The 5,501-nt window shown below is 44.5% G+C and carries 4 protein-coding genes, 1 pseudogene and 1 riboswitch; of the genes and pseudogenes, 3 read left to right on the forward strand and 2 right to left on the reverse strand.

Annotated elements, in window-relative coordinates; translation table 11 throughout:
* Nucleotides 1–430, reverse strand: a pseudogene (locus ACQY6Q_RS06035) (tRNA (uridine(54)-C5)-methyltransferase TrmA); the annotation flags it as partial.
* A 146-nt stretch (nt 431–576) separates the two neighbouring features.
* Here ACQY6Q_RS06035 and ACQY6Q_RS06040 point away from each other — a divergent pair.
* The 3 genes from ACQY6Q_RS06040 to murI all read left to right on the forward strand — a co-directional run bounded on the left by ACQY6Q_RS06040 (nt 577) and on the right by murI (nt 4,769).
* Entirely contained in the window at nt 577–1,755 is a 1,179-nt protein-coding gene (locus ACQY6Q_RS06040; protein WP_427979093.1) for a DUF5610 domain-containing protein, read from the forward strand.
* A 56-nt stretch (nt 1,756–1,811) separates the two neighbouring features.
* Nucleotides 1,812–2,031: riboswitch (cobalamin riboswitch) on the forward strand.
* A gap of 39 nt (nt 2,032–2,070) precedes the next feature.
* On the forward strand, nt 2,071–3,903 hold the full coding sequence (locus tag ACQY6Q_RS06045) for a TonB-dependent receptor domain-containing protein (protein WP_427979096.1): 1,833 nt from the start codon (nt 2,071–2,073) through the stop codon (nt 3,901–3,903).
* 80 nt (nt 3,904–3,983) lie between these two features.
* On the forward strand, nt 3,984–4,769 hold the full coding sequence (murI, locus tag ACQY6Q_RS06050) for a glutamate racemase (RefSeq protein WP_427979099.1): 786 nt from the start codon (nt 3,984–3,986) through the stop codon (nt 4,767–4,769).
* Here murI and ACQY6Q_RS06055 read toward each other — a convergent pair.
* Complete coding sequence (locus ACQY6Q_RS06055) at nt 4,766–5,227, reverse strand: RNA recognition motif domain-containing protein (RefSeq protein WP_427979101.1); 462 nt, start codon at nt 5,225–5,227, stop codon at nt 4,766–4,768. The two genes, murI and ACQY6Q_RS06055, sit on opposite strands and share 4 nt — an antisense overlap.
* Between the last annotated feature and the right edge of the window lie 274 nt (nt 5,228–5,501).

The raw sequence follows: 5,501 nt of genomic DNA on the forward strand, positions 1-5,501 counted from the left end.
TAAGCTCCGCTTTTAATTGTTCGGCAGCTAGCTTCCAAGTTTCATCTATGGCTTTGTGATACAACATGCTCACAATTACTTCACCACTTAAAGTAGATAGAAAGTCCACTTGAAATAGCTTGTGGCGTAGCAGAGTGTTAGCTTTTAGTTTCTCAATTAATAGTGGCATTAATTGGTTAATCAGCTCACTGGCTGGTGGAAAACTGTCTACTCGAAACTTTTGCTTAGTCTGCTGATCAAACATGATGTAATAAAGGTCGTCACCTTCATGCCAAATACGAAATTCAGCTCGCATCCGGTAGTGCTTTAATGGAGAGGCAAATACTCCAGGCTCAGGTGGCGAGAACTCGGCAAATTGTTGGCTGCGTTGGTTGACTTTTTCGGCCAAGAGTTCTTGGTATTGGTCTGGGTAATATGCGATAGCGCTCATGGCCTCTCCTCTATTCTAGCAAGCAGCGCAATTTAAAGGCGCATTGCCTACTTGTCCAGTTTATCTACAATAATAGTGAGATTATTTCTAAAGTTTTAATTTAGCTCGCCGATAAGGCTTGACTAGGGTAAATCCGTGGAGGCCTTATGAATGAACTAAATGGTGTGGGTAAAACGTCGGTACAGCATTACGCTGAGCGTTTGTTAAAGCAGTCTAGCCCTGCAATAGAAAAGCGTAATGAACTGGCAAACGACAAAGCGAGTTTGCATAAACAAGGGGCTATTGCTAGCCATGTATTGCTGAGCTCGGTTGAAAAACACACCTTATCCTTGGCTAGCGGTGGGGTGAGCTTAGCGAAACCCCAACAAGTAGAACTATTTGATGCCGAAGAAGTCGCGCGCAATGTGCTCAATTTTGTGGCCAGTTCTTTATATAGTGCCAAGCAATCGGGTATGCCTGAAGACCAACTTGCCGAGATGATGACCCAAGCGCGTAAAGGCGTCGACATGGGCTTTGAAGGTGCGCGTGAAGAATTGGGTGATGCTGGCTTACTCGATGAAGAACTCGCTAAAGGCATCGATAAAAGTTATGACTTAATTCAGGATGGCTTAGAAAAGATTGAAGAGGGTGACTATCAGCTCGAATCGGTGCCCATTCAACAGCAAATGGCCATGGCGAGTAGTCAGTCCGCCTCTATTGAGTTAGAAACCGCCGAAGGTGATAAGGTTACCATCAGTTATGGTTCGCAATTAGCGGCTAGTTATAGTGAAGGACGTTCCTCGATTCAAGCTGCACTGACTTCGCAACAGCAATTCAGTTTTTCTGTAGAAGGTGACTTGAACGATGATGAGTTAACTGCAATAGCCGACTTGGTTAAGCAAGTTGATAAAGTGGGCGCCCAATTTTTCAAAGGAAATCTCGACCAAGCCTTCGAGCATGCCTTGAGTATTGGCTTCGATGAACAGCAGTTAGTGGGTTTTGCCGTTAATTTTGAACAGCAACAAACGGTTGCTGTGAGCCAAGCCTATCAGCGAGCCAACCAGCAAACTGAAAGCAGCTCTGAGTTGATACCTGAGTTAAGTGAGTTTTTAAGTTCGTGGCAAGAAATTCAAGCTAAGGTAAGCGCCTTGTTTGCCGAACCCAAGGCCGCTACCGATCAATTACTCGATGGTATCTTGCCTATCTCTAGTCCAGCAGAGCCTGCCGATAAAGCGGCGGACATTACCCGTTTTAAAGGATTTGCTGAGCGCATGGCCGAGGCCTTGGCCATGTTTAACGGAGCGACTGCAACACCGACTAATCAGTCTGCTGACAACATTAGTTAATTTCAAGTTGATTAAATGTGAGGATTTTTGTGCTACCAATCACATTAAGCCTCACTTATAATCTCGCCCGCTGTGGTGTTTCGTTTTGCGAAACTTAATAGGGAATCTGGTGCAAATCCAGAACTGACGCGCAGCGGTAAAGAGGAACGAAAGCTCAAGGATTGATCTTTTTCAAGGATCTCCAGACACTGTTTAGATTGTTAAACGGGAAGTCGTAGCCGTAGTACAAGTTATACGCCTCCAAGTCCGAATACCTGCCACAACGCCCATGCTGCTACGCAGCAAAAGTACTACGCGAAGATTAGGATCAAATCGATGAAAAAGCTTATTCTGCTGGCGGCTATTGCGCCAGCTTTCGGCTATGCCCAAGAAACCTCCCAAGAACAAACGATGGTGGTGACAGCTAACCGCATGCAGCAGCCTGCAAATAGCGTTATTGCCCCATTAACCTTAGTGACCAGAGAACAAATCGAGAATAGTGGTGCCCAAGATATTGTTGACGTATTGAGTCAGCAGGTGGGGATTAGTGTGACTCGTAATGGTGGCGTAGGCCAAACCGAAAGTGTCTTCATTCGCGGTACTAGTTCAGCCCAGTCTTTATACTTGATCGATGGTGTGCGAGTGAACACCGCTACCAACGGCGGCGCTCAATTATCATTGTTGCCTCTAGAATTAGTGGAGCGGATTGAAATTCTACGTGGTGCGCGCGCCTCGATTTATGGTGCGGATGCGGTGGGCGGGGTAATTAACATCATTACTCGTCCTGAGTTTGGACAACAGTTCTTGGGTCTAAAAGCCGCATTAGGCACAGAAGATAGTGCTCAGTTTGCTGTTCGAGCAAGTGGTTTAGCAACAGAAAAGACCCAATACAATGTGGTGCTCAATGCTAATCGCAGCGACGGCTATGATATTCGCCCTCAAGATACGCTCAATGAAGATTATGGCTATGAGAGCTTGGGTGGTTTGTTCAGCATAGAACATCGCTTCAACGAGGCTTGGCGTGCCAGTATATTCACCATATATAATGAAGGTGAATCTGAGTTTATTCAGGGTAGTAAATATCTAAACAAACAGAAGCAAGCTGTTTACGGGGCTAAGTTAAATTATCAAGCTCAGCAGTGGACCAGTGAATTAGGCCTTAATTATCAACAAGACCGTTCCGATAGTGCCGATGCGACTAACTTTGTTAACCCAGATCGTTATTCCACCGAACGCCAAGCGATTAACTGGTTACTTGCCTACCAGTTAAATAAGCAATGGCTATTACAAGCAGGGTTAGATCTACAAAACGAAGATATATCGGGTTCTAGCGTAGCCTACCAAAAGCAAGACCGGGATAACAAGGCGGTCTACGTTAATGCTCGTGCTGATTATATTAAACACGTGCTTGAAGCGAGCTTGCGTCATGATGACAACCAACATTATGGTGAACATACCACCTATAATTTAGGTTGGTCTTGGCAGTTACAAAGTGATTTGCGCTTTAATGCCTTACACGGCACGGCCTACCGCGCACCTACCTTTAATGACCTTTATTACCCAGGTAGTGAAAACCCCAACCTGAAAGCAGAGACCTCAACTAACTCTGAATTTGGCTTTGCCCTAGATCTGCTGCGTGCACAGTGGCAATTCAACGTATTCCGCAATGACATAGAAAATCTGATTGCTTGGGGCTGTGTGGCTAACTGCGATAACGATTACAGCGGAGCACCTGATAGCTGGCCTTTATGGACTCCTGATAATGTCAATGATGCACGGATCCAAGGTATTGAAGTTCAAGGTGAGTTCTCGACAGCTTGGCTAAACCATCGGATTACCCTCGAATTGTTGGATACTGAAGACAAGGCAACGGGTAAACGATTGATTCGTCGTCCACAGGAGCAAATCAAATATAAAGCCGATGTTGATTGGCAACAGCTTAATGTAGTACTGGATGTTCTTTGGCGTGGCGAGTCTTATGAAGATGCCGCCAATACCCAAGTATTAGATAGTTATGCGGTATGGGACTTAAGCGCCAACTACCGTTTTACCAATGGCTTTAGATTAGATGCCAAGTTACGTAACCTGTTTGATAAAGACTATTCAACGGCTGCTAACTACCAAGCTCGTGGCCGCAGTTTTGAACTGGGTGCCAGCTATCAGTTTTAAAAGCGTGTGCTTGGCGTAGCTCTCAGCCCTAGCTTTGGTTAAACTAGGGCTGATTTTTCTTTAAGGCGCACCAACCGGCCATGCACGTTCTTGTTTTTGATTCAGGTGTAGGTGGTTTATCCATCTTAGAGCAACTGCAAGCTCTTAATCCCGAACTGCAATACAGCTATTTATTCGACAACCTTTACTTTCCTTATGGCGAATTGTCAGAGAACACATTAATTCAGCGAGTAAAATTCCTATTAAGCAAAGCCGTCAGTAAACTAAATCCAGACTTATTAGTGGTGGCGTGTAACTCGGCCAGTACCTTAAGCCTGCCTTACTTACGTGAAGCCCTTAGTATTCCGGTAGTGGGAGTGGTGCCAGCAATAAAATCGGCTGCGATGCTCAGTAAAACTCGCCACTTTGGCGTGATAGCGACTCCCGGAACGGTGGAACGCGCCTATACGGAGCAGTTGATCGCCGATTTTGCGGAAGATTGTAAAGTAGAATTATTAGGCTCAACTAGCCTCGTTAAGCTGGCAGAACAGAAACTAGCAGGACAAAGCATTGAGCTTTCCCAAGTAGAGCAGGCTCTTAGACCGTGGCTTGGTATGGAAGATTTAGACTGCGTAGTGCTTGGCTGTACCCATTTCCCCTTACTCAAGGCCGAATTACAACAGGTTTTAGGCCAACATACTAAACTCATCGATTCAGGAGAGGCTATCGCTAAGCGAGTTCGTCACTTATTGCAATTGGATGCGTATACTATTCGTCAGGCAAAAAAAATGGAGGCTCGTGCTTACTGCACTAAAGCCTCCACCGAATTGGGTTTTCAGCAAACACTGCAAGCTTACCGTTTAACTAGCCTGCAGTTGTTTACTTAAGTGTCTTTTCTCTCGTTGGCTTCACGTACTTTAAGGGTACGTTGTTGAAATTCTTGTTCGTTTAAGGCTGCAATGGCTTTAGGTGCATCCGCCGAAGCCATTTCCACAAAACCAAATCCACGCCGTTTCCCCGTTTGTTTATCTTTCAATAAACGCACCGAAACAACTTGCCCATAATCAGAGAATAATTTTCGAATAGCAGATTCGTTTGCACGGTAAGGCAAATTACCTACATATAAGGTTTGGGTATCAATATTGTCGTTGGTTTCACTTGATGAGTGACCAGCTGAAGAATCACTGCTTGTAGATACTCCACCACTAACGAGAACGATAGCACCACCAATGATTACCGCGATAGATAAATGTAAAGGTTGTAGCGGAGCTACTGCGCCGGCTACAAAAAAAGCCACGATCGCTACGGCGATTAAAATAACGACAGATAAACTGGAATTTTTCATAATAAATTCAATGCTCAATGTATTTAGAATAATAGAAAGCAAATTTTTAACAAAATTGCGACATCATGTTAGCCAGCTTTTGCTCGATAAGCTAGAAATTGTACAGTTTCTTATTCAGAAACTTGCGAAAACACACAATTACTTTTAATTCATAGGCTTGTTGATTTTTAATCAAGGTTGGTTGTGGATAAGTCTGTGGGTATTGTGTGGCTTAGTTGGGGGTTAATTGAGGCTCGAAAAATATTTAATATTTTCTTCAAAAAACGCTTGCGCC

It is taken from the genome of Agarivorans sp., from assembly GCF_050295395.1.
Taxonomy (GTDB): Bacteria; Pseudomonadota; Gammaproteobacteria; order Enterobacterales; family Celerinatantimonadaceae; genus Agarivorans.